The sequence below is a fragment of the Alteromonas sp. ISO5 genome, from assembly GCF_058105165.1.
This window is the reverse complement of record NZ_CM176572.1, coordinates 3,761,540-3,787,148: the sequence shown is the minus strand read 5'-3', so window position 1 is coordinate 3,787,148 and position 25,609 is coordinate 3,761,540. Positions and strand designations below refer to the sequence as shown.

Genomic DNA, 25,609 nt, shown 5'->3' with positions numbered 1-25,609 from the left:
ACTTTTACTAACCTTTTTTCATTAACTTAGTGAGTAACCATCATTTATTCGTCATGCCTGTCATTTATTTTTCATTTCCTCTGCTAAACGTTATAAACAGAAAACGGGTACTGCCACCACAGGGTGATGGTGACCGGTTAGACTTGCTAATAGAAAGTGAAGGTGAGATCGTTACCCGCACCGATATGCGCACATCTATCTGTGGGCACAAGGTAGTTAGCAAGGACAGGATAAGCCACCGGGTCTATCGGCTAACAAAACAGCTTGAATCATCGTCTGAACCATCCCCATGGCAAATTGAAACGATCCCAAAACGGGGTTATCAACTCCCCCCACCTTTGAACCCAAACACCATTTTCGCCAGTGGCTCCATCGCTGGAAAGACTGACTCCATGACATCAACCGCTAACCCTATTCAACATTTTATTCCCCTGTTTCTTACTACAATAAGTTACAGTCTCTTACAATTCGATTCGGTCATTTCGCCTGTAACACTGTCTGGCCAATCGCTTAATGCGCTAAGATAACAAATCGACAGGCAACGCAGACAAGGTATCATCATGGCTGAAAATGTATTACGCAGTGCGAGCTTTAACCCGAAAGTGAAAACTTACTGGCTTATCAGCCTGTTGATTGTCTCCGGGCTTACCGTCATTGGTATTCCGCTACTGCTAATCTCTATTCCCTTAATGTTGTTTATCAGTGAGAGAATGCTGCGGGCAATGTCGGCAGAGCTTACCGAACGAAAACTGGTGGTGAAACGTGGTGTATTATTCAAAGTGGAAAAGTCTATTCCACTGGAGAAGATCACTGATGTAGCCATGAGTCAGGGGCCATTAATGCGTGCCCTTGGGCTTTATAGTTTGAGCTTCGAAACTGCGGGGCAATCAGGCCAGGGCGCTTTAGTTTCCATGCTTGGCATCGACGGCGCTGCAGATTTTCGCGAAGCTATCCTCACTCAGAAAGACAATTGTTCTTCACCGTCGCGGGCAGATAAATCGCAATCTGAGCCGCACTCCTCAGAACTAACTGAGCTTACCGAGAGTGTAAAGCGTATCGAGTCTATGCTGGCGCAACTGGTTAGCCAACAATCGTCCCGATGAGGGATGGCGCAAAATTGCTTTAACCACTCTGACTGCCTCATTGCACAGCGGATAATCCTGTTTGTCATAATACGGTTATCTGTCTGTAACCTTTAGTTCATCCATTTGTCTTTGTATTACATTAAGTTGCGGCCTGGCTTCGTAATTATAAAGGATATACTAAGATGAAATTTACCCCAACAGCCATAGCGGCAGCCGTGTTTACCGCTTCGCTTGGCAATGCGTTTCCAGCTATCGCAGACATCGCAACAGCTACCGCTGAAAACAATGACGCAAACGCCGACTACATGGAAGAAGTCACCGTTACCGCGCAAATGCGCGAGCAATCAGTCATGGAAGTGCCCGTCACTATGGATGTCATTGGCGGCGAGTATTTAAAGCGCACCAATACTCTGCAACTGGATCAACTGGCCCGTGTTTTACCCAACGTGCAAATTCAGGAACAAGCAGTAAGCCTGCCCTCTTTTAATATTCGCGGCGTCACCGACGATGTGTCTTCCGTTTCAGCAACGCCGCGCATTTCGGTTTACCAGGACGGTTTTGATATCAGTAAAAAAACCGTAGCGAGTGTGGCGCTCTATGATATTGCTCGCATTGAGGTGCTCAAAGGCCCGCAGCCTACATTATTTGGCGTAGCGGCGGCTAATGGTGCCATGAGCATCCACTCTAATTTGCCAGAACAAACTAACGAAGGAAATGTTCAGCTGGGTTACAACAGTGAAGGCGGACAGGAAGTCGCCTTTATGCTGAATCGCTCAGTCAATAGTCGCAATGCGTTTCGTCTTGCTGGCTTGTATCGGGAGATGGACGGTATTGTTGAAAACCAGGCCTGTACAGACAAAGCCTACTACGGCAAAGCCAACACCTACAACCATAAAGGTGAGGCGGTTAATTGTAATAGCGAGGATTTACAAGGCGTGTCTGTTCAGGCTTTACGCGCCACATGGCGGACAGAACTGGAACAGCTTGAGGTAATTGCCCGCGCATCAATGGAATACAATGACCAGCCAGGGATCGCCTTTAAATCAGGTTCTATTGCGCCAAATGGCGGTGACACCAGTCCTTACAGCGCAGCTGAATTCAGCCTTGGCGATGAATTAGGTATCGAAAGAATGCTACAGTCTTACGATATTGCCGCCACCTATGACTTCAGCAGCATGCTCAGTGTTCGCGCCGACGCTTTCTACAAAGACGTCGAAGTGGAAGAAGGCTTCGATGCTGACGGTTCAGCATTACGCATTCAGGATGCCTTTTTTGAAAACGATGCCAAACTCAAAGGCAGCTCGGTACGCATGGTATACGATAGCGCCGACCTATCGGGTTTTATAGGGGCATCGATAAGTCAGGATGATTCGATTTTGCCTTATCACGTTATGGTTGATCCCTGGGTTCGCGGCACCTTTGATGCGGTACGCCAACAACTTGAGACCGGCTCATCCATTCCACTTAACCAGAACATTGCTACCGATGCATCGCTGGCAGAGATTCAGGCACTGCGCAGTATGTTGGTAGGCGCACTGTTCAATGAGGACGGCACGCCAATCTCAAACCCAGATTACCCGCCAATCCTGATCCAGGGGCCTTATATTTTTGAAGCCGAACTGGATATTGCTTCCTATGTGGCAGAGGTGTCCTACTACCTTACTAATGCACTGAACGTTACCGCAGGGATTCGCTATATCGATGAAACCCGTAAAACCCGCAATACCTACACCACTGATGCTGGTGCATTTACCTTTGAGGGAGAAGGCGACTTTAGCGATACCTTACCGCGACTGGCCGTTAGTTATGATGTGGCGAATAACTGGAATCTGTATGCCAATTACGCCAAAGGCCGTCGCTCTCCGGTTGTCAATGCGGATGCTGGTGGGGTGTCTATCACCAAAGCCGAGATCGTCGATAGCTATGATGTGGGGGTAAAATATCAAAGCGCCGATTTAACCTTTAGCAGTGCCTTGTTTACCTATCAGTACAGTGACTATCAGCAGTCTTATACCGATCCTGAAACCTTACAATCATTCACTGTCACGGTAGGCGACTCAACCATGTCAGGCTTTGAGGCAACCATGGCCTATCATCCCGATGACAGCCTGCAGATAATGGCATCATTGGGATTGCTCGACGCAGAATTTGCCGACAAGACCGCTGATGGAAGCCCGTTTGATTACGCAGGAAATAAATTCAGATTAGCCCCTGAGCTAAGTAGTGCGTTTAACATCTATAAGCGTATTGATATAGACACCTGGTCGTTGGACCTCAACTGGACCACGACTTATCAGTCGGAAGTGTTCTTTGAAAGCAGTAATTACCCGGGATCATCGCAGGATGCCTATGCTTTAACGGATATTGCCGCCAAGCTTAATCAGCAAAATTCGCCATTTGCGTTTGAGGTTTATGCTAACAACTTGTTTGATGAAGAATATCTGATTGATGCAGGAAATACGGGCGGCGGCATTGGTATTCCAACCAACGTTCGTGGTATGCCTCGGATCATCGGTGTCAGAGTGTACGTCGACTTCTAATCGCCCTTGGTTATAAAAATACCGCCCGCGGCAAACGCAATGGGCGGTATTGTTTGTTAGGAGCAGTTTTTATAAACTCTGCGGCGTAAATTTTACGGTGTGCTCTGCTGCAACCCTTGCATCTGGCTGTTTAATGGTATCGACAAATACCCAGGTTGCCGTGGCTTCCTGATGAGTAAAGTCAACGGTAAGGTAGCCACGCTGGTGCATGTTACAGTACTCCAGGTCATTGACCAGTACGGGTACATCCCGGGCTACGTTGGTAGCGGTCTCATCATCCATACTCAGATAAGTTTCCATACCCGGCGAAGTGACACTCGACACACCGAGTTCAACTGCCACCCTCTTCCCGTTTTGACTCGTCAGCGCGCTATACCACGCATTGTGTGTATCTCCCGCCAAAGCAATAACCGGCTTTTTACAGGCCGCGAAAGCCTGCAATACACGTTCCTGTTCAATAGGGTAACCGTCCCAGGCGTCGAGGTTATAGGCCATCTTGTGCTGCAAAGCCTGAATCTCATTTTCAGATAAGCTTTCGCCGGCTTCCTGGCGACGTTTAAGTGCCGCAAGGCGTTGAATATTCGCCGCTATTTTATCGCGTGGCAAACCGGAAAATGTCGTACTGGGAAAGTACATTCGAGCCATTAATAATTGCTGACCGACCACCTGCCAGAGCGCTTTATCCTCAGAGTCTGACAAAGTATTAACAAACCAATCAGCCTGGGTTTTGCCCATAATGGAACGCTCGGTTGCCATAAGATCGGTTTGAAAACGGTTTATGTCGAAACCGTTTTCGCCTTGGTAATCCTTGTAGTTAAGTTGTTTATCCCGGCCAATAACCCGGGTATCCAGCATGTACAGATTAACCAGATCGCCAAATTGAAACTGACGATAAATCACCGGATTGGCTTCACCCTGTGGGGGGCGAATAGGCAACCATTCATAATATGCCTGAATGGCCGCTCGGCGTCTGGCGAAAAAGTCGCCCTCATCCGAACTATGATTTTCAGCACCGTTTTTATACGTATCGTTAGCAATTTCATGATCATCCCATACCACGATAAAGGGCTTGTTACGATGGAGTGCGAGTAAACCTTTGTCTGTTCTGTACTTAGCATAACGCTTGCGGTAATCCGCCAGAGTATATAACTCACCCTGATTATCCGGTGCAAAGGTGCGACCTAATTCGGCAGCGTGCTCGGTGGCATAGCCATCAGCCGGGTATTCGTATATATAATCACCAAGGTGCAACACAAAGTCGATAGTCGGATCTTGTGCCGCCAGTTGGTAAGCGGTAAAAAATCCAGCCGGATAGTTTGAACAGGAAAAAACACCCAGTTTTAGTTTAGCTAAATGCCCCGATGGCAGTGTGCGGGTTACGCCGACCTCCGACCCTCCCTTCGACGTTAAAAACCGATAATAATACGTAGTAGCCGGAACAAGATTCTTAACATCCACTTTAACAGTGTAGTCTTTGCTCTTACTCGCTGAGATATCACCACTGGCAATGATTGCCGAAAAATCGCTGTCGGTAGCAATCTGCCAGCGTACTTTGGCTCGCTGACCTGTTGTTGGCACGGCCCGGGTCCAGATAATGACCGCGTCAGACAGCGGATCACCACTGGCAACACCATGGGTAAAATCCACTGCCGTTTCAGGCAGCGTCTCAGTAGTTGTGCACCCGGCTAATCCAGTACCAATCAATAAGCTTGTGCCGGTCAACGAGGAGTAGGTTAAAAATTGTCTGCGATCCATAATATGCTCTTATCTTAGCTGATTAATTTTCTACAGAGTAACAACGCTTTATGACGATAACATGGCGCAGAACAGGCGTCTGACGATTGTTGTAGAAATGCTGCATTCTCAGCCAGCTGATTAGCAAAGTTTATGGCAGGCAGCAAAAAGCGGGCTGTCGACAGCCCGCTTTTGGATGATAACAGAGATAAAGTCAGCTACTTCAGGCGACGGCGGCCTGCTCTTCGAGCTCTTCTTCTGTCTGATGAGACAACAGATATTCAAAGGCAGCCAGTGAAGCTTTCGCGCCCTCACCTATGGAGATCACAATCTGCTTGTAAGGCACCGTAGTCACATCGCCTGCGGCGTAGATACCGGGCTCAGAAGTATTGCACTTACTGTCGACCACAATCTCACCGTACTGAGTCAGATCAACTACGTCTTTCATAAACTGACTATTGGGCACCAGGCCAATTTGTACAAATACGCCGGCCAATGGTAACGAATGCGCTTCGTTGGTCGCTCTGTCCTGATATTCAATAGCGCTGACCTTACCGTTTTCCGCCACAATCTGTTTAGTTGCCACGTTTTTGATAATGGTAATGTTGTCACGCTTTTCAGCCTGATCAATCAGCACCTGATCAGCTTTCAAGGTTGGCATGAATTCAAACACGGTGACCGACTTAACAATACCGGCTAAGTCCAGTGCGGCCTCGATACCTGAGTTACCACCGCCAATTACTGCCACGTCTTTGCCTTTAAAGAACGGGCCATCACAGTGCGGACAGTACGCTACACCATTACCTACGTTCTCTTTCTCGCCGGGTATCCCCAACTCTCTCCAGCGGGCTCCGGTTGCCACAATCAGTGACTTAGTTTTTATCTGTTCGCCTGACGATAGGGTCAATGTCTTGATATTACCTTTTTCGATGTTGTCCACGCGAACGTGCTCTTTTAAGGTGATATCGTAATCTTTCATGTGTTCTGAAAGGTTACCAACCAACTCGGGTCCGGTGGTTTTAGGCACAGATATCAGGTTTTCAATACCCATGGTGTCTTTTACCTGGCCACCAAAACGGTCGGCTACTACGGTCACTTTCAGGCCTTTCCGGGCACTGTAGATTGCCGCACTCACGCCTGCCGGACCACCACCGATAACGGTAACGTCCTGCAGGGGTAATAACTGACCTTTGTTCGCCTCTTTCAGGCTCGGGTCGAATTCCAGTAATTTGTCGATCAGTGTGGCAGCGTCTACCTTGCCGTTTGCAAAGAGTTCACCGTTTAGATACACACTGGGCACACCCTGAATATCGCGCTCTTCTACCAGCGATTGATAGAGGCCGCCGTCAATCATCTCTGATGAGATATTCGGGTTAAGCAGCGCGAACTGGTTGAGTGCCTGGACGACGTCCGGACAGTTGTGACAGCTCAGGCTGATAAATACTTCAAATTTTAGTTCTTCCTTAACACCTTTCACTAATGAGGCGACGCTGTCATCAATTTTCAGTGCGGTGCCTGACGCATGCAGCAGTGCCAGTACGAACGAGTTAAACTCGTGTCCGCCTGGGATCCCGGAAAAACGAATACCGGTATCTTCACCATCAGCTTCCAGTAAAAAACTGATTGAGCTGCGTAGTACGCCATTTGTATCACGTTCTTCCAACTGGATCTTGTCACTCACTCCTGCCACATCAGACAGAAACTGCTTCAGCTCGTCTCGCTTGCTGTGCTCGCCGGTTTGCAGAACAAATGTAATGTTTTTCTGCATCGACGCGAAATAACCTTTTAACGCCTTTTTAATATCTTGCGTAATCATACTTAATTCTGCCTTAGATAATGTGGTTGAGGAAATGTGCGGGCCATGGCCCGCACCGACATTACTCGTTGGGTAAAACGGTAATTAAATTTTACCTACCAGGTCCAGTGATGGAGCGAGGGTTTCTTCACCTTCTTTCCATTTAGCCGGGCATACTTCGCCTGGGTGAGAAGCAACATACTGAGCTGCCTTAACTTTACGTACCAGGTCGTCTGCGTCACGACCGATACCTTCAGCAGTGATCTCCATCGCCTGGATGATACCGTCCGGGTCAACTACGAAAGTTGCGCGGTCAGCCAGCCCCATATTTTCACGCATACAGTCGAAGTTACGGGTAATTTCGCCTGTTGGGTCGCCGATCATGGCAAACTTGATTTTACCGATCGTTTCTGACGTTTCATGCCATGCCGCGTGAGTGAAGTGGGTGTCAGTTGATACTGAGAACACTTCCACGCCACGGGATTGCAGCTCTTCGTATTTGTCAGCAACGTCACCTAACTCAGTTGGACATACGAAAGTGAAGTCAGCCGGGTAGAATACAAATACTGCCCACTTACCCGCGATGTCTTCGCTGCTTACTTCGATTAGTTCACCATCTTTAAACGCATTCGCTTTGAAGGGTTTGATTTGAGTGTTGATTAAAGCCATTTACTTTCTCCTGAAGTTAGGTTTATTTAACGCTTTCAATAGTAACCGTGTAACTACTTTAACCTGGTGGGATTTGCCACCCGGGTTAATCATACTCACACTGTTGATCCGCAGTTAAGGTTACGAGAATCCAACCGTTACGGATTGTTTCTTTCTCGCTTCCGTTCGACTTGGGATAAGAATAACGACTGACGCTGAAGATTTATAATTGGATTTGTTGAAAGTCTGATTCGGAAAAAACTATCAGAATAACTTTTTGAATAGGATTTAATCAGAAAAACGTAAAACCCGCCTGAAGTTAGCGGGTTTTCTGTGATGTTTATTGCGGGGTAGCGTGAACGGCAATTTCTTTGAGCGACAATGCGTTAAGGTATTCATCGCATTTTTGCCGCTGATTTGCAGGCAGCTTGGTTTTGCTGAGCAGGTCGGCAGCACTTACAGCAAATTCGTGCTGGCTATCTGATAAGGGGTCTTTCTTATTGATCTGCACCAGTACTTTTAACAGACTCAGGGCTATGGACTTATCGTGGGGCGATAAAATCATCGCCTGGCAAAGATTATTGTAAGCCGGGATGATCCGGTTTTCGCGATAGTTTACTGCCGCCATTTCTTTTAGTTCTTTAGTCGTAAATTTAATTTCGCGACGTTCAATTTCTTCACGTTTGAGGTATTCATCCACCACCTGACTGGCCAGTGTATCACCCGCCAGTTGCGCTCGCAGAGTATCGAGAATAGCCAGACAATCTTCTTTCATGCCCAGTTCATGATAGGCCTTCATTAAATCCAGGTTATCCTCCAGATTCATGACCGCTTCAGTCTGCAGCTTTTCTTTCAGCAGTTTTTCGGCATCGCGTTTATTATTTCTCAACGACTCTACACGGGCTTTAATAACCAGTATCTTATTGGCCAGCGCGGGCTCTATAAAGTCACCGCGGGTTAAGCTTTCAATCTCTTGGGTTATCTGACGCAGCAGTTTCTCCGACTCTGTGCCCGAAACAGTCGCAGCCAGATCAATCATAGTGCGAACCACGTTAAGACCAAGTTCGGGTGAGTCGTGAATGGAATTTCTGGCAAATTTAGCCATATTCTGTACAGCCGACAACTGCCCGTATTTGTCACGGTTTAGCCGCGCCAGATCCCACAACTTTTTATTCCGTTCAATATTACGGGGGGCCAGTTTACTCGCCGCTTTCACTTGTTCATAGGCAACGTCAAACTGTTCTTTACTAATATAATATTGTGCCAGTAAATCATAAGTTAAGAACCGCGTATCATTGCGCTGCAACAAATCTTCAATCAGCAGCTCGGCTTCATCAATTTTGTCCTGCTTAAACAGGGTTTTGGCCAGGCCGATATGAATCCAAGCATGATCGTACTCTTCTTTAAGCTGGCTAAAATAGCGCTCGGCGGTAGCATAATCTCGCAGATGAATCAGACATTCGCCAATCATCCTTTTCAGGCGAGGATGATATTCGGCTACGGCCTCATCTTTAAGGCTACGCTCAGCATGGTATATCGCCGCAGCGTAATCACTGTTATCCATACAATGCATGACTTTATGTAATTTACGGCGGATATTCACCAGATAATTAAAGCGCTGCTGGACCCGGCTGGCATCCAAGGGTTTTACCCAGAAGTCATCAGGTTGCAACTCGATAATACAGTTAACCAATTCCATACTGGTTTCTGCACTTAAGAACACTACGGTTGATTTGTCGCCGATATAGTTATTGTGTTTGAGCTCTTCAAACAGATGGAATCCGTCTTTATCGCTACTCACATTAAATGCCAACAGGACGACGTCGAAGGTGTCTTTTTGACACAAGCGAACCGCATGAAAAGCATTTTGTGCGCTGCTCACCTGCTTAACACCCAGCTCTAACAGGGCCGATTTGACTAAGTCGTGAATAAGCGCCTGGTTATCCACAACCAGAACTTTTAACTCATCAATTGCTTTCGGTAATGGGATTTTATCCATTGTCACTATCACTTAACACGAAATTGCTTTCCTTGTCTGTGTAATGCCCGGCTTGCGACAGCCCTGTATTAACCACGTCTGCCACTGCACGAAGCCCTAAACCAGAGGGTATGTATTACCTGATGTTATCCCGAATTTTATAAAACTACCATACTGATATTTATCAACAAAGACTTATTTAGCCTGTTCTATACAGGCTCTGTGTTTTATCTCGGCGGGTCGACCCGTTGTGCGGTGGAATTGTTCACCCTGAACCAACCCGCAATTGAGAACCGATCGCGCCTTGCAGGCAGTACTTCATGGGGAAACTCTTCACTAAGAAATATCACCATCGTGCCAGCCAGTGGGGTTACTGAAACAGCGTCATCCAACGTTGTCGGTGGGTAAATCACCAGTTCACCACCGTCTTCCTTTGCCCAGCCAGAATTCAGGTAAAAAACAGTCGACAGTACCCGGTTAGACTCTCCCTGAAACGCATCCAGATGACGCTTGTAGTAACTTCCCGGAGGATAATGGGCAAAATGACTTTCATAGGAAAACAAGCCTAAAAACAGCCGCTTATTGAGGTACACTTTAAGACAATCCATCCAGTTGAGCCACGCTGTAGTGACCGCTGCAGTCCCCTGGATCCAGCATATTTCATCGGTGCGAACAAATTCGTTCTGATGAAACTGCCCTGCCCGACCAATACCGGCAGGATCAAAATTTATAGCATCCCGGGCATAGGTTGCCAATCGGGTAGTCAGCGCCGGTGGCAGCGCCGCAGGAATGATGCTGTAACCTTGCTGATAAAGGTCGTCAGCGATTCGTTCAAATAGCTCTTGTGGGGCTGCAGAGCCCGCCAGCGCATGATTTTCTAAAGAAGTACTCAACAGAGAGATTATCCAGATTAAACAGGCGCTTTAAATATACTGAAAAAGGCAATTAGACAAGTTATTTTTTATTCAGCAGGGCTATTATCTTCACTTTAAACGGCTAAAACCATTGCTGCTGATCAATCCATTGATTATCAGTGTATAGGACTGTATTAACTGGAAAACTTGGAGTGCATCACCGGTGCATGCTATGTTGCCAACAGACCAAGTCATTTTTGAGAAAGTGGAATGAACGACGAATTATATACCGAAGATACCGAACACCATCTCGACCTTAGACACCTTACCCTGGACGACTATCAGGATGTTAAGGAGCTTATGGATGATGTCTACCGTAATGTCGGCGGTGCCTGGCCCTATAAAAACTATAAAGCCCAAATTACTACCTTCCAGGATGGCCAGATTTGTATTGAAGATAAAGGCAAGGTCGTCGCCTTTGCCATTTCAGTAATTGTGGATTATGACCAGTTCGGAGACAAGCATTCTTACGATGAAATTACCGGCGATGCCTACCTGACAACCCATGATCCAAACGGTGATGTGCTCTATGGTGTAGAGGTCATTGTCTCACCTGAATACCGTGGTTTACGCCTTGGCCGCCGCCTGTATGAAGCGCGCAAAGAGTTATGCCGTAACCTCAACTTAAAATCCATTATGGCTGGCGGACGCATTCCCAACTATGCAAAACATGCTTCTGAAATGTCGCCCTATGAATACATCGAACGGGTAAAATCAAAAGATATTTTCGACCCTATTCTGACCTTTCAGTTATCCAACGGGTTTGAAGTTAAACAAATCATGCAAGCTTACCTGCCGGAAGACAAAGCATCCAAAGGCTATGCAACGCTACTGCAGTGGCACAATATCTATTATGAGCCCGGCAACCCACAACTGATTGGTGGTAAAAAGAGTTCAGCCAGAATTGGCTGTGTGCAATGGCAGATGCGTTATTTCGAAAATGTGGAAGAACTTATTCAACAGGTGGAATATTTTGTTGATGCGTTGTCTGACTACGGCTGTGACGTAGCGCTATTCCCGGAGTTCTTTAACGCGCCACTAATGGGCCTGGCAGAATCTGAGTCATCCATTGATGCTATCTGGCATCTGGCCGAATATACCGACGAAATTCTCACTGCTACCTCACTATTGGCGGTATCTTACAACATTAATATTATTGCTGGTTCGATGCCGGTAATCGAAGAAGAAGAGTTGTATAACGTCAGTTACCTGTGTAAACGTGACGGCACCATTGAAACCCAGTATAAACTGCACCTAACACCGCACGAGAAGAAAGACTGGATAATGAAAGGCGGCAATTACCTGCGCTGCTTTGATACCGACTTCGGCAAAATCGGTATCTTGATTTGTTACGACGTGGAATTCCCGGAACTTGCCAGAGTCTTATCGGAGCAGGAAATGCAGATCTTGTTTGTGCCGTTCTGGACCGATACTAAGAACGGTTACCTGCGGGTCCGCCGCTGTGCCCAGGCCCGGGCCATTGAAAACGAATGCTACGTAGCCATCGCCGGAAGCGTGGGTAACCTGCCAAAAGTGGATAATGTTGATATTCAATACGGGCAAACCGCGGTATTTTCGCCTTCTGATTTTGCCTTTCCGCACGATGCCATTGTGTCGGAAACCACACCTAACACTGAAATGACCCTGATTGTAGACTTGGATCTGGATAAGCTAACGACCCTGCAAAATGAGGGGTCGGTACGTAATTACCTTGACCGTCGCCGCGATCTTTACCGGGTAGAATGGCTAGGTGGCGAAGACTGATCATGCTGCATAAAATTACCGTGGTATTAGTGATGATTGTTGCCTGGCCTTTGCAGGCGGGCAACGAGACCAGCTCTTTTTATCAGCGCTATGATGACGAAGCCAGGGTAGTAGAGAATACCATCGCTCAGGCCAGGGAGAATCAACAACTAGTTGCCCTGGTGCTGGGCGCTCAATGGTGTCATGACTCGCGAGCGCTGGCCGGTTATTTTAATGACCCGGCGCTGGTCTCGGCAGCCGAAAACATAGCTTTGCTGCCTGTGGACGTGGGCTATTTAGAAAATAAACAAACATTGCTGAGCCAGTTTGGCTATCCTGCGTATTTTGCTACCCCTACACTGCTGTTGATTGATCCAAAAACCAGGCAGGTGATTAACCGCGCAAGCTTACCAGCCTGGCAAAGCGCACACGATGAGTCGGCCGAGACGCTGCACGACTATTTGCAATCACAACAGCATTACTGGCGAACCCAGTGGCAATCTGCCCCACTCGTGCCGGAGATTGAGGCATTTGAAAATCAACAAGCCGGCAGATTGTATGAGCATTACCAGCATCTGGGAAAATTACTGGCCAGGGAAGACAGCGGCCAGCCAACGCCTGGCCTTAATTCCCGGTGGCGTGCAGTAAAGCAATACCGCATGGCGTTGCAGTCTGACCTTATCAGGCTGCATCAGGAGGGTAAAATTGGGGATAAAACACCCAACTATTCACCAATCGACTGGTAATCTGCCAAAAAGTACCCGCTAACATTGGTATTGCACAGAAATTAGCGATAACATCAGGGGATAAGGGCCTAGCGCCCGTTTACATAAATAATTATATCGCCACAGTTGTCATTAAGAGGGAATATGGCTAATAACTCGCGCAACGATGACTTTCCCACAATCAGACTCGACGAAGAAGACCGTCGCGGATATCAGACTAAAACGGCGCCGGCTCAACGCTCGGTGAACACTTCACAGACATCGGCTTCCAGCGAACCAGCAAAAGTCAAAGGCGGCTCAGGTTGGGGCGTGGTTGCCCTGTTGGTGGCCATCGTAAGTTGTGGTGCTGCCGGTTATTTATTTACCGTCACTCAAAAACAACATGCGACGCTGCAAAGCGCAGAGCAACGGATCCAACAGTTGGAAAATAAACTGTCAGCAACCGGCGAGGAGATTGGCGAGTCAACCGTAGCTTTGCAGGTTAAAGTCACTGAGCTGACCAACAAAACCGCGGAGTTATGGGAACAAATGGACAAGCTCTGGGCCTCAGCCTGGCGACGTAATCAAAAAGAGATTGCCGACCTGACCGATAAAGTCGCCGGGGATAAAAAGGATCTGCAGGAGTCAGTGTCACAGGTTTCACGTAATCTGGATAGCCAGAAAACGCAGTTGGCCACCCTGAACAGTAGCCTAGAGACTGTTTCGGATGAAATGCTGGCTATTAATGTTCAAATGGAGCAGGTTAATGCTAATAGCAGCTCACGCCAACAGGAAATTAAAAGCCTGAGCGATAAACTGGCACTACTGGAGCAACGTAATAATGCCCTGTCCAGCCGAATCGCCTCGCTGGAGTCTGAAATTCGTGAACTGGCCACCAAAGTAGTCAGTTCTCCCTCGGCAAGCGTGCCCGCCTCACCTGCCGGGTCTACCGGCGGTTAGTAGCCGACCGTTCACCGACCTCATCAATTTACTTTCACATCAATAACGCCGGATTCTGTCCGGCGTTATTGTATATTTTTAAACCATTCAGGCTGATTTTGCGTAATAATAGCTTTTCATGCTGCACCGCAGCACTTTTCAGGGATGCACTTCATGAAATCCGTAAAATTATCCTTAGCTTTGCAGGGCGGTGGCGCTCACGGTGCTTTCACCTGGGGCGTTCTTAACCGCCTGCTCGAAGAATCCTGGCTCACCATTACTGGCATCAGTGGTGCCAGTGCCGGTGCCATGAATGCCGTAATGCTCGCCGAGGGCTGGCGTAAAAACGGTCGCGAGGGCGCCAAGCAACAGCTGGCGGATTTCTGGTATACCGTGGCTAAGCATAATGTAGGGTTCGAACTCCCCGGAGAATTCAAGAATTCTGTTACCAAGTGGTGGCTGAGTGCGTTCCAGTTTCTTTCTCCCTACGATATCAATCTGCTGGACATCAATCCGTTACGTGACATTGTAGATAAGCAGGTTGATTTTAAAGCCTTACAACAGGCCAATCCTCTGCCCTTGTATATTGCTGCCACGGAAGTCAGCACGGGTAAACTGGCTCTGTTCAATACACCGGAACTGACCACCGACCATCTGCTGGCTTCGGCCTGTTTACCTAACGTATATAAGGCTATCGAGATAGATGGCAAACATTACTGGGACGGCGGTTACGCCGGTAACCCGGCGATATTTCCACTGATGAACGAATGTGCAGGTAAAGATGTGCTGATTGTCCTGTTACAGCCGTTAGAACGCGAGGAAGTGCCCAAAAGTGCTGACGACATCAGTGAACGTATTACCGAAATTGGTTTCCACAGCAACTTTATGCGTGAAATGCACGCCATTGCCAGTGTTAAGCGCCTGGTCAGTGGTAAACGGTTCTTACTGGGCAGGGTTGAGCGACAAATAAAGCAGTTGCGAACTCATCTACTGACCAACGGTGAGCTGCTCTCCTCGTTGGGTAGCGCCACCAAATACGACAACCGCAAAACGTTTCTCGAATGTTTGCGTGATGCGGGTGAGGAAACCACTGAGAAATGGTTAGCTGACAATGCCGACCACCTGGGTAAGAAACCCAGTTGCGATATTCAGGCGATGTTTGATTAAACGAACCAAGTATGAACTGCAGATGCATAATCGATAAAACCCCTTCAAAAAGCCGGTAGACCGATGGCGACGAATTTCTCCTCCAAGGTATAATGCTCTTTTTTTAGGAAGACGCACAGACCAGACTGTCTGGACATTGATAAGGTGTAATCGGAGTTATTATGTTGGATGTTATTATTTTAGCCCTCGCGCTTAGTATGGATGCGTTTGCTGTGTCGATTGGGCTGGGCTCTAAACATGTTATCAGCGCCAGAGCGCTTTCTCTGTCTGCCGCGCTTTATTTTGGCATATCCCAGGGAATTATGCCCTTAATCGGTTACCTTGGAGGGCAAGGACTATTTGGCCTGATTGGCAACTTTGCCCATTGGATTGCCTTTGTCCTGTTACTGTTTATCGGCGGCAAAATGGTATTTGAGGCCTTATCTGAAGGAATTGGAGAAGATATCGCTAAAATCACATCCAGAGTAATGCTATTGCTGGCTATTGCTACCAGTATTGATGCTATGGCCGCCGGATTCTCGCTAACATTAATCGATTTCAACCCTTTCCTGGCATGTCTGATAATCGGTATAACTACGTTTATTTTTAGTTTTCTGGGTGTACATATCGGAGCTAAAACTGGTACATGGTTGGAGAGTAAAGCGGAACTTGTCGGCGGTGTCGTGCTTATTCTGATTGGCTTTAAAATTCTCTTAGTCGGTTAATCTCCAGTTAACAGACTATAGTTGCTCTCCTGACCATTTCGTTATTAAGGAAAACGTCGTGATGAGTATTACCTCCGCGAAATTAAGACTGGAAACGCCATACTTTACAGAATGCAAAGATTTCTATGCTGCTTTAGGGTTTAAAATCATAGAGCAGTGGTGTGAGGAGAACGATCAGGGGGCGGTGCTATCTCTGCCTCACCAACATTCTTTTCAGATCGAAATTGCGTATAAACCAGACTCATTACTAAATCCTGCTTGCAGCCTGCAATTTGAGGTTGAAGATATTGTTCAACTGACAGACGCTTTACCATCAACAATGGCCAGGAGTAAACCGGTTCGTCGTTGTTGGGGATATATTTACGTCTATCTTACAGATCCTGCCGGTAATCGGGTGGTTCTTTATCAAAAATAACCATACAGTTTCGCTAAAACCTGTCTGCGTATTTCCATTTTGCTTCACCCTGCCTTGACCCCCGCTGCTCTAACATGGTTGTCACATTTAACCATACAGGTAACGACCATGACTTTTTTTCAACACACTCTCCGACGTCCTGGAAGAATTTTTATGCTAATACTGATGGTAGCGCTAGCAACCGGCTGCGTTACGAAATCTGCACTGCCAGTTACAACAGCAACCGAAGCCGCCACTGTTATTATTTATCGTTCCGGTGAATTGCAGGGCAGCCTGACCGATGTCTATATTGGTTGGGATGATGAGTACTTTATTTCACTGGCACCGCAGCAGCATACCCAACTGTTTATTACTCCGGGGTTTAAGACTTTCAAAATTCGCGCTCACGCTGACTGGAGCAATGAACTCGCCATTGAGCTAGCCCCACAACAAAAGGTCTGTCTGATAGCCGAAGTGAATCCGCAAAATGTGGTGGGCCTTAACTGGGTAGTATCCGGCTACCAACTGCGACAGCTTCCCTGTGACTCACTAACGCTTTGAGGGCAGGCTGTTGTTGGCCTGTTTTATTTAACCTGGAAAAGCGGTAACTTATCTTTGAGTAACCTCTATTGAACATTACAAGGATTGTTATGTCGGTCGTTTCGGGATATTTAGTTGCCGCTTTACTTAACCTGGCCAGTGTTACCCCGGCCTCTTATCAGAAGCCCGCATTTTTGCACAACCACTCCTCTGCCGTAGTATCGCTATACCAGACGCTCAGCCAGTACAGCAACAGTAAAGATGAAGCTTCAGAGGTCATCCAACAAGTGAATAGTCTGCTTGCTTCAGGGGTTGAGTTAAAGCTTGCTGATATGGTGGTGATAAGTATGGCGATGCAGAGCGCCATCAACTATCAACCGGAGCAGGTAGAACAAATTTACTTTTCGATAAAGAGTCGTTACAAGCATTCCCGCACGTTAAGAAATTATTTTTTTAGTTGCACTTTATCCGGCCGGCAAAAATTACGTTCAACCATAAAAGCCCTGCGTTACAGCTTGTCTATGCCGAGCGAATTTGAGGAAGAGTTGTCTTTTATAGGCCATACCTCGGATGATGAGGAGCTACTATCACTGGCTAACACCCGATACGGTGAGATCAGCTATGAATCGGTGTATCAGGCTTTTTTGTATCGTGCTCTGACAAGTAATCCCCTCGAGCATCCAAATACCATCGCACTATTGTTACGAAACCTGGCCCTCGCCCATAACCAAATTGGCAGTAAGAATATTGAACGACGGCTGATTGTACTTATCAGGGAGTTGGAAACAGAGAACGTTTTACCCCATTTAACCAACGGCCCTTCAGTATACAGCTACCTGACCCCGTAATAGTTACCGTTCAGATACAAAAAAAGCGCCATTCAGGCGCTTTTTTGCGTTGGTCAATCGCTGATTAGCGACGCAGACCAAGACGTTTGATCAGATCAAGATAACGCTCTGCGTTTTTACCTTTCAGGTAATCAAGCAGTTTACGGCGCTGGCTAACCATGCGCAGCAGACCACGACGTGAGTGGTGATCTTTCTTGTTTGATGAGAAGTGTGATTGCAGTTTATTGATGTTGTGCGTTAACAGTGCAACCTGTACTTCTGGTGAACCAGTATCACCTTCTTTAACGCCATATTCAGCAACGATGCCTGCGGTTTCTTCTTTAGTTAGTGACATAATTTTCTCCTGTTTTTTAAACTGCCCGACCGATCACTAATTCAGTCAGACAAAACTGAGCGCGTATTATACTTGGCATATCCCCATGCGCAAGTCATTTTACGTGTTTACTACTCTGCACTGTAAACCACGCTGCGTCGAGGGGCAACAAACACCTGATCAGCCGGCGCTTTTTGATCTTTAGGTGCACAGACCCCCTCCCCGACCCCCAGAAACCGGGCAGGTGTGGTGCTATTATCGTAAATACGATACTGCTGGCCTTCAGCAAGCTCATCGGTGTGCAATGGCGTGACGCTCTGGCCATGCTGCAACCGGTGAGTCTCAGCGGCGGATAGCTCTACAGCGGGTAAGCTTTTCACAGCGGTGTCCATAGGCAACAACAGCGCATCGATAGCCTTGTAATCGCGCTCGGCAATTTCCTGCTCGACCATCGCTTCGAGAGCTTCAACTGAAATCATATTCGGCGTGGGATAATCAGCTACTTTGGTTCGGTGTAGCCGGGTGACATAAGCGCCACAGCCTAACTGCTGACCAATATCATCTACCAGTGAACGAATGTAAGTCCCTTTGCTGCACCTTACCCACATATCTACTTCGGGTAAGTCCACACGCGTGATGTCCAGTTCAAAAATGGTGACATCCCGTGCTTCACGAGGTACTTCAATGCCCTGTCTGGCATAATGATAAAGCGGTTTACCCTGATATTTTAACGCCGAAAACATCGATGGCACCTGCTTGCTGCGGCCTAAGAAAGACAAACACGCAGCCCGAACCTCCTCTTCATTACACGAGACATCACGCTCTTCAACGATCTCACCATCAGCGTCGGAGGTTGTGGTACGAATGCCAAGACGGGCAGTGACTTCATACTCTTTATCGGCGTCGAGCAAATACTGAGAAAATTTGGTGGCTTCGCCTAAACACACCGGTAACATGCCGGTCGCCAGCGGATCGAGTGCACCGGTATGGCCAGCTTTTTGAGCCTGATACAACCAACGCACTTTTTGTAATATTTGATTTGATGAACCACCAAGCGGTTTATCAATTAACACAATGCCGTTTACTGCCCGGCCTTTGCGTTTTCTTGCCATGCCTGATTATTCCTGCTCGTCGTCGTTGTTAGACCGTTCTTTATCACGGGCGATAGTTTCACTCACCAGGTTAGAAATACGCATGCCTTCGGTAATCGACTTGTCTTCAAAGAAATGCAGGTGCGGCACCGCACGCATACGCAGGCGTTTGGCTAACAAGCTGCGTAGAAAACCGGTATTTTCAGCAAGTTGCTTCATATGAGCTTTGGTTTCCTGCTCGTCACTGTTGTAAAAAGTGATAAAAATTTTCGCATGTGCCAGATCCCGGGAGACCTCTACATCTGAAAGCGTAATAAAAGGTAAATTACCTACCCGGTGCTTGTATTCATTTTGCAGCAAACTGGCCACTTCTTTGTGGATTTGCTGGGCAACCCGATCAGTTCGAGAAAATTCCCGAGCCATAGTTACTCTCCTCTGTTTTGCAATCTGTCCTACTTTTAGTGTAGCGGACTATTGCACAGACAAAAGCGGGGGCTTCAGAGCCCCCGCTATACATTAGTTATTCGCTGAGCTTAGATTTCACGTTTAACTTCAACTACCTGGAAGACCTCAATCTGGTCGCCCACTTTTACGTCGTTGTAGTTTTTAACGCCGATACCACATTCCATACCGTTACGAACTTCCTGAACGTCATCTTTAAAGCGACGCAGGGATTCCAGTTCACCTTCATAGATAACCACGTTATCGCGCAGTACACGAATTGGGTTACTACGCTTAACAGTACCTTCGGTTACCATACAACCGGCAATCGCGCCCAGTTTCGGTGACTTAAACACGTCACGAACTTCGGCAAGACCCATGATTTCCTGTTTGAACTCTGGTGCTAGCATACCACTCATGGCGGCTCTCACTTCGTCAATCAGGCTGTAGATAACGCTGTAGTAACGTAAATCAATCTCTTCGGCTTCGATAACGCGACGTGCAGTGGCGTCAGCACGAACGTTAAAGCCAACGATAATAGCGCTTGATGCGGCTGCTAAGCTGGCATCTGTTTCAGTAATACCACCTACACCACTACCTACGATGTTCACTTTCACTTCGCTGGTAGACAACTTGGTCAGTGATTCAGAGATCGCTTCCACAGAACCCTGTACGTCCGCCTTAAGCACGATGTTCAGTTCACTGACATCACCGGCTTCCATGTTAGCAAACATGTTCTCAAGCTTAGCTTTTTGCTGACGGGCAAGTTTCAGTTCACGTTTCTTCTGATGACGCTTGCCAGCCACTTCACGGGCTTTACGCTCGTCTTGTACTACCAGAGCGTCTTCACCCGCAACCGGCACACCAGACAGACCTAAAATCTCAACTGGTGTAGACGGACCAGCCACTTTTACGTCGTTACCGTTTTCGTCACGCATGGCCCGAACACGACCATACTCTTCGCCACACAACAGGATATCACCGGCTTTAACTTCACCTTCCTGTACCAGTACCGATGCGATCGGCCCACGGCCTTTATCCAGACGTGATTCAACCACAATACCGCGGCCTGGCCCAGTCGGTGTGGCTTTCAGGTCAAGGACTTCAGCCTGCAGCGAAATAGCTTCCAGCAATTCATCAACGCCCATACCGGTTTTAGCAGATACGTTGACAAACTGGTGCTCACCGCCCCATTCTTCTGAAATAACTTCTAACTGAGACAGTTCGGTTTTAACCCGATCCGGATCAGCCGCCTCTTTGTCCATTTTGTTAACAGCAATAATCAGTGGTACGCCTGCAGCACGGCTGTGTTGAACCGCTTCTTTCGTCTGTGGCATCACACCGTCATCCGCTGCAACAACCAGTACAACTATATCAGTAGCTGTAGCACCACGAGCACGCATAGCGGTAAACGCGGCGTGTCCAGGCGTATCCAGGAATGTAATTTTGCCGTTGTCAGTATCTACGCTGTATGCACCAATGTGCTGGGTAATACCACCGGCTTCACCGGCCGCCACTTTGGCGCGACGAATATAGTCGAGCAGTGACGTTTTACCATGGTCAACGTGACCCATGATGGTAACTACAGGCGCACGTGTGGTTTTATCACCGTTGCCTGAACCCGCTAACAATTCATCTTCCAGCGCGTTGTCGTTAACCAGCTCATATTTATGGCCCATCTCTTCCACTACCAATACGGCAGTATCCTGATCAAGCACCTGGTTGATGGTTGCCATTTCGCCCATTTTCATCATGGCTTTAATGACTTCCTGTACCTTGATTGCCAGACGGCTGGCCAGTTCACCAACCGTAATCGTTTCGCCAAGTTTGACCACACGCTCAACTGGCGCCGCAGGCTTATTAAAGCCTTGCTTTAAGCTTTCACTGGCTTTCTTATTCGGTTTCTTACGACGACGTGAGGAACGCTCAACCTGCATATCTTCCTCGTCTTCCGCTTCCTGAGCGTAACGGTTTGAGTGCATGTGCACTTCTTCGGCTTCTTGTTTCTTACGACGCTCTTCTTCTTCTTTCCAGCGACGTTCGTTTTCTTCAGCCAGTTTACGCGCTTCTTCCGCGGCTTTCTTCGCGTCTTCTTCCAGTTTACGCTGCGCTTCTTCTTCCTGCTGCTTGCGTAAACGTTCTTCTTCCTGACGCGCTTCTTCCTGTTCCTTTAGCTCTTCTTCTGACAGCTCTGACTCAGCTTCTGCACGAGCAGCAGCTTCCTGCTTGGCTTTTTCAGCGCGGCGGGCTTTCTCTTCTTCAGCCGCTTTACGGGCTTCTTCCGCTTTACGGGCTTTTTCTTCAGCGGCTTTACGCGCTTCTTCTGCCGCTTTTTCTTCCGCTTCACGCTTCAGACGGGCTTCTTCTTCGCGACGCTTGGCTTCCTCTTCTGCCTGGCGTTGCTCTTCAATATCCGTACGTTTCACATAGGTGCGCTTCTTACGTACTTCTACTTTTACTTCTTTTGACTTGCCTAAGTTTAATGTGCTGGTCGTTTTACGTTGCAGCGTCATTTTCTTAGGTTCACCACCATTGGTGCCACCATGCTGTTTGCTCAGGTGGTCCAGTAGTTTGCGTTTCTCATCTTCAGTCACGTTCTCACCGGCGGCTTTTTTAATGCCGGCGTCGCTAAACTGACTCACTAACCGGTCAACGCTAGTCCCGATATCACTGGCGAGTTTTTCAATGGATACATCTGCCATTACGCGTTTTTCCCCTTGTCGACCTTATTCTTCGTTGAACCAGACTTTGTTTCGTGCAGCCATAATCAATGCACCGGCTTTCTCTTCGTCCAGTCCTTCTACATCACTGATATCATCGGTGCCCTGTTCAGCCAGCGCTTCCAAATCGATGATACCTCTACTTGCCAGAACGTACGCCAGGTGCTTGTCCATACCTTCAAGGTTCAGCAGTTCCTCGGTGGGTTCTGAACTCTCAAGCGATTCCTCGTTGGCCAGCGCCTGAGTGGTCAGTGCTGCACGTGCACGATTACGTAATTCTTCAACGGTGTCTTCATCAAGGCCATCAATGGCCAATAATTCGCTGACTGGTACGTAGGCAACTTCTTCTAATGAAGTGAAGCCTTCTTCAACCAAGACACTTGCGAAGTCTTCGTCGATGTCCAGACCGTTTACAAATACCGCCAGAACTCTTTCGTTTTCTGCCTGGTGTTTCTGGTTCAAATCTTCGATGGTCATTACGTTCAGTTCCCAGCCAGTCAACTGACTTGCCAGACGAACGTTTTGCCCACTACGACCGATAGCCTGAGCCAGGTTATCGGCTTCTACTGCTACTTCCATGGTATGCGTGTCTTCATCAACCACAATTGACGCCACCTCTGCAGGTGCCATTGCGTTGATAACAAATTGCGCCGGATTCTCGTCCCATAACACAATATCGACTCTTTCACCGCCCAGTTCACCCGATACAGCCTGTACACGGGAACCACGCATGCCCACACAGGCCCCAACCGGATCAAGACGTTTATCGTTAGTCTTAACGGCGATTTTGGCGCGTGAGCCGGGGTCACGGGCGGCGGATTTAATTTCTAAGGTTTCCTCGGCGATTTCTGGTACTTCCAAACGGAACAGTTCTACCAGCATTTCCGGGTGGGTGCGGCTAACAAATAGTTGTGCACCGCGGGCTTCCGGGCGGATCACATAAAGCAAACCGCGCACCCGGTCACCCGGGCGGAAGGTTTCGCGTGGCAACATATCGTCGCGGTAAATAACGCCTTCTGCGTTGTTCCCCAAATCGATAATGATGTTGTCACGATTGACCTTTTTAACTGTACCGGTGACCAGTTCGCCAACTTTATCTTCGTACTCGGCGACCATCTGCGCACGCTCAGCTTCACGTACTTTTTGTACGATTACCTGCTTCGCCGTTTGGGTTGTGATGCGGTCGAAAGCGATCGATTCGATCTGCTCTTCCACATAATCACCTACTTCAATCTCAGGTTCATCAATCTGTGCTGCTGACAGCGTTAACTCTGCAAACGGGTTTTCCTGTTCCTGATCGTCAGGAATAACCAACCAACGGCGAAAGGTATCAAAGTCTCCGGTCTCGCGGTTGATGCTGACGCGTACTTCAATTTCGCCTTCGTTTTTCTTTTTCGTGGCACTTGCAATGGCAAATTCTAACGCCTCAAAAATCTTTTCTCTTGGCACTTGTTTTTCATTAGAAACGGCTTCTGCCACTAACAAAATTTCTTTATTCATTTTTGCCTCACTGGTTGCATGCTGTTGGGCACGCAGTTTAATTCCGTATTATTCGAATGTTGGAACCAAATTACCTTTTTCAATCCCGCTGACCGGCAATTTAAATTGCTCGCCATCGACCTCGATAGTTAACGTGCCACTTTCACACGCCAGTAATTTCCCCTTGAAATTGCGTCGGTTATCCAACGGCAATGCCATTCTGACAGCGACGGTTTCGCCTACCACCTGAGCATAGTGCGCCTCTTTAAATAACGGACGGTCCATACCAGGCGAAGAGACTTCTAAGTTGTATTCAGTATTGATTGGATCTTCCACATCCAGGACCGCACTGACCTGATGACTAACATCCGCGCAATCATCTACGTTGATGCCATTCTCATGATCAATGTAAACCCGCAGGATTGAATGTTTACCGGCACGGACAAACTCCACCCCAAGTAATTCAAACCCTAATGCTTCTACCGCCGGATTCAACATTTCGCTTAAACGTTGCTCTAGCCTTGACAATCCAAACCTCCAAAAACGAAAAAAGGGCATAATGCCCAATATACTGATACCTCGCTCGGTATCGCTTTGTGCGTGAGACCGAGCTAACAAAAAGCCCCGATTAAACGGGGCTTTTTGCAGTAAAAATTCGGTCCCTTTTGCCCACATCAGGCAAGGTTACTATTGGTGCAATACAACAATAAAACCCGTAAGGCGTAGGTGCTGGTAATCACAAATTACCGGTACCAGCCATAATCTGAGACGCATTATACTGCTTGCTTGTTGATTTAGCAACCGGCAATACCGCTTCAGACTGGATTGTCACGATAATTTAATCTTCCCGCCAACGTTCCTTAATGCTAAGAATTTCCTCAAGATTTTCTTCAAGCAGAGCAATCAGGTGCGGTTCGAAGTGCTTGCCGGCTTCACTTTTCATTACCGACAGGGTCTTTTCTACCGTCCAGGCTTCCTTGTAAGGACGCTTACTGGTTAGTGCATCAAACACATCCGCCACAGCAACAATCCGCCCTTCGACCGGGATGTCCTCACCTTTCAATCCACAGGGATAGCCGGATCCGTCCCACTTTTCGTGGTGGGTCATGGCCACAGATTTGGCAACGCGCAGCAAATCAGAATCCGCTTCGCCGAGGATTTCAGCGCCAATTTCCGGATGTGTTTTCATTACTGCAAACTCTTCTTCAGTCAGTTTGCCGGGCTTCAGCATAATGTGGTCGGGAATTCCGATCTTACCAATATCGTGCATCGGCGCTGCATGCAGTAACGTTTCAGATTGCTCTTCACTCAGGCCGTAAGCCAGTGCCAGTAATTTGGAATAATGACTCATACGCAGCACATGCATGCCCGTTTCGTTGTCTTTATATTCTGCTGCCCGTCCCAAACGCTGAACCACCTGTAAGCGGGTTCGTTTTAACTCATCTGCCTGTACCAAAGATAAGTGAGTTTTTATCCGCGCCTTGACCACAGCAGGTGAAATGGGTTTAGTGATATAGTCCACACCGCCGACCGCAAAGCCTTCTGTTTCATCCTGCTCCTCACCGAGTGCCGTGACAAATATAACCGGTATTGCCCTGGTCAGTACGTTTTCCTTTAGCACCCTACATACCTCAAAGCCGGTCATACCAGGCATCATCACATCGAGTAAGATGAGATCAGGTAACTGAGCTTCGGCCACCCGCAACGCTTCGGTGCCATTTTTGGCAAAGGCCAGCACGTAATGCTCACCCAGCAGGTGCTTGAGCACCCTAAGATTTGCCGGTTCATCGTCAACGACTAAGATAGTCGGTTTTGGTGCAGTGTTATACATC

Annotated in this window: 23 protein-coding genes; 11 read left to right on the top strand and 12 right to left on the bottom strand. The window is 47.8% G+C overall.

Annotated elements, in window-relative coordinates:
- Positions 1-53 precede the first annotated feature (53 nt).
- From AC2T0J_RS16940 to AC2T0J_RS16930, 3 genes are all read left to right on the top strand, one after another.
- The gene (locus AC2T0J_RS16940; protein ID WP_489806943.1) at positions 54-527 is read left to right on the top strand and encodes a winged helix-turn-helix domain-containing protein; all 474 of its coding nucleotides are present in this window, start codon (positions 54-56) and stop codon (positions 525-527) included.
- Positions 528-560: 33 nt separating this feature from the next.
- Positions 561-1,103 carry a PH domain-containing protein gene (locus tag AC2T0J_RS16935; protein WP_489806942.1) on the top strand — a complete coding sequence of 181 codons (543 nt, stop codon included), beginning with the start codon at positions 561-563 and terminating at the stop codon, positions 1,101-1,103.
- A gap of 164 nt (positions 1,104-1,267) precedes the next feature.
- Entirely contained in the window at positions 1,268-3,625 is a 2,358-nt protein-coding gene (locus AC2T0J_RS16930) for a TonB-dependent receptor (RefSeq protein ID WP_489806941.1), read from the top strand.
- 69 nt (positions 3,626-3,694) lie between these two features.
- Here AC2T0J_RS16930 and AC2T0J_RS16925 read toward each other — a convergent pair whose 3' ends face one another.
- The 5 genes from AC2T0J_RS16925 to AC2T0J_RS16905 form a co-directional block, all read right to left on the bottom strand.
- Positions 3,695-5,380 carry an alkaline phosphatase D family protein gene (locus AC2T0J_RS16925; protein WP_489806940.1) on the bottom strand — a complete coding sequence of 562 codons (1,686 nt, stop codon included), beginning with the start codon at positions 5,378-5,380 and terminating at the stop codon, positions 3,695-3,697.
- 202 nt (positions 5,381-5,582) lie between these two features.
- Entirely contained in the window at positions 5,583-7,175 is a 1,593-nt protein-coding gene (gene ahpF, locus AC2T0J_RS16920) for an alkyl hydroperoxide reductase subunit F (protein WP_489806939.1), read from the bottom strand.
- Positions 7,176-7,259: 84 nt separating this feature from the next.
- On the bottom strand, positions 7,260-7,823 hold the full coding sequence (ahpC, locus tag AC2T0J_RS16915; RefSeq protein ID WP_489806938.1) for an alkyl hydroperoxide reductase subunit C: 564 nt from the start codon (positions 7,821-7,823) through the stop codon (positions 7,260-7,262).
- Positions 7,824-8,142: 319 nt separating this feature from the next.
- The gene (locus AC2T0J_RS16910; protein ID WP_489806937.1) at positions 8,143-9,801 is read right to left on the bottom strand and encodes a response regulator; all 1,659 of its coding nucleotides are present in this window, start codon (positions 9,799-9,801) and stop codon (positions 8,143-8,145) included.
- Between the two features lie 206 nt (positions 9,802-10,007).
- On the bottom strand, positions 10,008-10,673 hold the full coding sequence (locus tag AC2T0J_RS16905) for a 2OG-Fe(II) oxygenase (RefSeq protein WP_489806936.1): 666 nt from the start codon (positions 10,671-10,673) through the stop codon (positions 10,008-10,010).
- Positions 10,674-10,904: 231 nt separating this feature from the next.
- Between AC2T0J_RS16905 and AC2T0J_RS16900 the strand changes: the two genes are divergently transcribed.
- From AC2T0J_RS16900 to AC2T0J_RS16865, 8 genes are all read left to right on the top strand, one after another.
- Positions 10,905-12,458: a GNAT family N-acetyltransferase gene (locus AC2T0J_RS16900; protein WP_489806935.1), complete on the top strand. Its 1,554-nt coding sequence runs from the start codon at positions 10,905-10,907 to the stop codon at positions 12,456-12,458.
- A gap of 2 nt (positions 12,459-12,460) precedes the next feature.
- Entirely contained in the window at positions 12,461-13,183 is a 723-nt protein-coding gene (locus AC2T0J_RS16895) for a thioredoxin family protein (RefSeq protein WP_489806934.1), read from the top strand.
- Between the two features lie 123 nt (positions 13,184-13,306).
- The gene (locus tag AC2T0J_RS16890; RefSeq protein ID WP_489806933.1) at positions 13,307-14,101 is read left to right on the top strand and encodes a hypothetical protein; all 795 of its coding nucleotides are present in this window, start codon (positions 13,307-13,309) and stop codon (positions 14,099-14,101) included.
- 153 nt (positions 14,102-14,254) lie between these two features.
- Entirely contained in the window at positions 14,255-15,247 is a 993-nt protein-coding gene (locus tag AC2T0J_RS16885; protein WP_489806932.1) for a patatin-like phospholipase family protein, read from the top strand.
- A gap of 161 nt (positions 15,248-15,408) precedes the next feature.
- Complete coding sequence (locus tag AC2T0J_RS16880; protein WP_489806931.1) at positions 15,409-15,951, top strand: manganese efflux pump MntP; 543 nt, start codon at positions 15,409-15,411, stop codon at positions 15,949-15,951.
- 61 nt (positions 15,952-16,012) lie between these two features.
- Positions 16,013-16,366, top strand: a complete 354-nt coding sequence (locus AC2T0J_RS16875; protein WP_489810357.1) for a VOC family protein — start codon at positions 16,013-16,015, stop codon at positions 16,364-16,366.
- Between the two features lie 153 nt (positions 16,367-16,519).
- Positions 16,520-16,906 carry a hypothetical protein gene (locus AC2T0J_RS16870; protein ID WP_489806930.1) on the top strand — a complete coding sequence of 129 codons (387 nt, stop codon included), beginning with the start codon at positions 16,520-16,522 and terminating at the stop codon, positions 16,904-16,906.
- Positions 16,907-16,995: 89 nt separating this feature from the next.
- Entirely contained in the window at positions 16,996-17,733 is a 738-nt protein-coding gene (locus AC2T0J_RS16865; RefSeq protein ID WP_489806929.1) for a hypothetical protein, read from the top strand.
- A gap of 64 nt (positions 17,734-17,797) precedes the next feature.
- On the opposite strand, the gene rpsO is transcribed toward AC2T0J_RS16865, so the two are convergent.
- The 7 genes from rpsO to AC2T0J_RS16830 all read right to left on the bottom strand — a co-directional run bounded on the left by rpsO (position 17,798) and on the right by AC2T0J_RS16830 (position 25,608).
- Complete coding sequence (gene rpsO, locus AC2T0J_RS16860; RefSeq protein WP_296046740.1) at positions 17,798-18,067, bottom strand: 30S ribosomal protein S15; 270 nt, start codon at positions 18,065-18,067, stop codon at positions 17,798-17,800.
- A 110-nt stretch (positions 18,068-18,177) separates the two neighbouring features.
- Positions 18,178-19,158 carry a tRNA pseudouridine(55) synthase TruB gene (gene truB / locus AC2T0J_RS16855; protein WP_489806928.1) on the bottom strand — a complete coding sequence of 327 codons (981 nt, stop codon included), beginning with the start codon at positions 19,156-19,158 and terminating at the stop codon, positions 18,178-18,180.
- A 6-nt stretch (positions 19,159-19,164) separates the two neighbouring features.
- Positions 19,165-19,560: a 30S ribosome-binding factor RbfA gene (rbfA, locus tag AC2T0J_RS16850; protein ID WP_489806927.1), complete on the bottom strand. Its 396-nt coding sequence runs from the start codon at positions 19,558-19,560 to the stop codon at positions 19,165-19,167.
- Positions 19,561-19,670: 110 nt separating this feature from the next.
- A complete protein-coding gene (infB, locus tag AC2T0J_RS16845; protein ID WP_489806926.1) occupies positions 19,671-22,280 on the bottom strand; it encodes a translation initiation factor IF-2 in 2,610 nt (869 codons plus the stop codon).
- 24 nt (positions 22,281-22,304) lie between these two features.
- On the bottom strand, positions 22,305-23,798 hold the full coding sequence (gene nusA / locus AC2T0J_RS16840; protein WP_123325649.1) for a transcription termination factor NusA: 1,494 nt from the start codon (positions 23,796-23,798) through the stop codon (positions 22,305-22,307).
- 48 nt (positions 23,799-23,846) lie between these two features.
- Positions 23,847-24,305, bottom strand: coding sequence for a ribosome maturation factor RimP (rimP, locus tag AC2T0J_RS16835; RefSeq protein WP_489806925.1), 459 nt, complete (start codon positions 24,303-24,305; stop codon positions 23,847-23,849).
- A gap of 310 nt (positions 24,306-24,615) precedes the next feature.
- Positions 24,616-25,608 carry a response regulator gene (locus AC2T0J_RS16830; protein ID WP_489806924.1) on the bottom strand — a complete coding sequence of 331 codons (993 nt, stop codon included), beginning with the start codon at positions 25,606-25,608 and terminating at the stop codon, positions 24,616-24,618.
- Position 25,609: the final 1 nt, after the last annotated feature.

Coding starts and splice junctions, on each gene's coding strand:
- AC2T0J_RS16940 (WP_489806943.1), top strand. CDS start 54: ATGCCTGTCATTTATTTTTCATTTCCTCTGCTAAACGTTATAAACAGA.
- AC2T0J_RS16935 (WP_489806942.1), top strand. CDS start 561: ATGGCTGAAAATGTATTACGCAGTGCGAGCTTTAACCCGAAAGTGAAA.
- AC2T0J_RS16930 (WP_489806941.1), top strand. CDS start 1,268: ATGAAATTTACCCCAACAGCCATAGCGGCAGCCGTGTTTACCGCTTCG.
- AC2T0J_RS16925 (WP_489806940.1), bottom strand. CDS start 5,380: ATGGATCGCAGACAATTTTTAACCTACTCCTCGTTGACCGGCACAAGC.
- ahpF (WP_489806939.1), bottom strand. CDS start 7,175: ATGATTACGCAAGATATTAAAAAGGCGTTAAAAGGTTATTTCGCGTCG.
- ahpC (WP_489806938.1), bottom strand. CDS start 7,823: ATGGCTTTAATCAACACTCAAATCAAACCCTTCAAAGCGAATGCGTTT.
- AC2T0J_RS16910 (WP_489806937.1), bottom strand. CDS start 9,801: ATGGATAAAATCCCATTACCGAAAGCAATTGATGAGTTAAAAGTTCTG.
- AC2T0J_RS16900 (WP_489806935.1), top strand. CDS start 10,905: ATGAACGACGAATTATATACCGAAGATACCGAACACCATCTCGACCTT.
- AC2T0J_RS16895 (WP_489806934.1), top strand. CDS start 12,461: ATGCTGCATAAAATTACCGTGGTATTAGTGATGATTGTTGCCTGGCCT.
- AC2T0J_RS16890 (WP_489806933.1), top strand. CDS start 13,307: ATGGCTAATAACTCGCGCAACGATGACTTTCCCACAATCAGACTCGAC.
- AC2T0J_RS16885 (WP_489806932.1), top strand. CDS start 14,255: ATGAAATCCGTAAAATTATCCTTAGCTTTGCAGGGCGGTGGCGCTCAC.
- AC2T0J_RS16880 (WP_489806931.1), top strand. CDS start 15,409: ATGTTGGATGTTATTATTTTAGCCCTCGCGCTTAGTATGGATGCGTTT.
- AC2T0J_RS16875 (WP_489810357.1), top strand. CDS start 16,013: ATGAGTATTACCTCCGCGAAATTAAGACTGGAAACGCCATACTTTACA.
- AC2T0J_RS16870 (WP_489806930.1), top strand. CDS start 16,520: ATGCTAATACTGATGGTAGCGCTAGCAACCGGCTGCGTTACGAAATCT.
- AC2T0J_RS16865 (WP_489806929.1), top strand. CDS start 16,996: ATGTCGGTCGTTTCGGGATATTTAGTTGCCGCTTTACTTAACCTGGCC.
- rpsO (WP_296046740.1), bottom strand. CDS start 18,067: ATGTCACTAACTAAAGAAGAAACCGCAGGCATCGTTGCTGAATATGGC.
- truB (WP_489806928.1), bottom strand. CDS start 19,158: ATGGCAAGAAAACGCAAAGGCCGGGCAGTAAACGGCATTGTGTTAATT.
- rbfA (WP_489806927.1), bottom strand. CDS start 19,560: ATGGCTCGGGAATTTTCTCGAACTGATCGGGTTGCCCAGCAAATCCAC.
- infB (WP_489806926.1), bottom strand. CDS start 22,280: ATGGCAGATGTATCCATTGAAAAACTCGCCAGTGATATCGGGACTAGC.
- nusA (WP_123325649.1), bottom strand. CDS start 23,798: ATGAATAAAGAAATTTTGTTAGTGGCAGAAGCCGTTTCTAATGAAAAA.
- AC2T0J_RS16830 (WP_489806924.1), bottom strand. CDS start 25,608: ATGTATAACACTGCACCAAAACCGACTATCTTAGTCGTTGACGATGAA.